Here is a 1,363-nt window from a genome sequence, read left to right as displayed (position 1 = left end):
CGCCCGTTTTGCTGTAGAAGATTGAATAGGCGATATAGAACCTTTGATAGTTCTTGGGTGTTTTTCTGTATAGCTTGGAAAAGAAGAAGAAAATAATCTCTAATCATATATATGGCCTTATACTCACTCAGTTCTCGTTTCTTTTTCATAAGAAGTAATTGCCGCATTTGAAACATGATAGAAGAACAGAGTAGAATGGCAATCAATTGTCCATACAAATGGCACTCCCATCTTTCTGGTTTTATCTTTTTACACTGATGAATTTGAAAGAATGACTTCCACGTTTTAAATAAAATTTCGATTTGCCAGCGTAAAGAATACCAATCATGCACTTGTCCCATCGGGACAATGTCTGTAGGTGTGTTTGTCATATATACATTGATGCCACTGAGTCGTTTACTACGAGTAGAATACTTCATTCCTTTCTTTTTTTCTCTTACAGTTTGATCTTGTAATCGTTTTTGTTGTTGTTCTTTGGTTAGTCGATGAACAATCACACGGGTTGGTACTTTATCAGTCATTCCTACATAAGCGTTGGATATTTCACATGTTTGTCCTGGTTGAAGAGAGTTCATTAAGACCTCCATATCTATCTGTATATACTCTGTACCTTTCTTGATTCTTCCATCTTGAAAATAATCAGGAGTGGGATTTTTTTGATAAATACGTGTATTGGATTTAATACGAGAGATATAGTAAGCCTCTTTATCTTGTATATATTGAAGATCTTTCAAGTGAAAATAACCTAAATCACGGATACATAAATCATTCGCTGTCACAGTTGGGGCACATAGAGAACCATAGGTTCGATCATGTTGTTTACCTGGGCCTGTATGAATATGTAGGAACTGTCCACTTAATAAATCATACTCAAGCTGAATCTTCACCCCAGCTGTATGGCTGCATCCTCCTGCACCTGGATAAACAGATGAAAATACATCGGGAAGTTGAAAGGCAGTTGAATCTAGGATACGAATACGTTTGAAAATAGAAGCGTATGGAGAAGTGAGCATCTTAGTTGAAGATAACTTTTGGTTGAGAAGTTCGGCTAACACTTGTTGTAGNNGTTGATGCTTCTAAACAGCTACATAAATGAGTTAAAGAGGTTTTAGCGACTTTTTGACTGATCCATACACATAAAGCGACTAAATCTTTTGCTTGGTACTTACTGGTTCTTTGCACAAAACCAACATTTCTAGCAAGATCTCGTAAGAAATTTGGAGATAAGAAGTTTTGAATTTCTTGAGCAAATAGTTGTAATTCATCAGATACAGAAATAGACATACAAAAACGCCATCCTTTCCTATGATTCTACAGAAAGAATAGCGTATTTTTTCATTTTAGGGGGGATTTTATTTTGTTA

Annotated in this window: 1 pseudogene; it reads right to left on the bottom strand. The window is 35.6% G+C overall.

Annotated features, from left to right (window positions below):
- Positions 1–1,284, bottom strand: a pseudogene (locus tag COI75_RS16880) (IS4 family transposase); the annotation flags it as partial.
- Between the last annotated feature and the right edge of the window lie 79 nt (positions 1,285–1,363).

The sequence above is a fragment of the Bacillus cereus genome (assembly GCF_002564555.1).
Classification (GTDB): domain Bacteria; phylum Bacillota; class Bacilli; order Bacillales; family Bacillaceae_G; genus Bacillus_A; species Bacillus_A cereus_K.
This window is presented reverse-complemented; position numbering and strand designations above follow the sequence as displayed.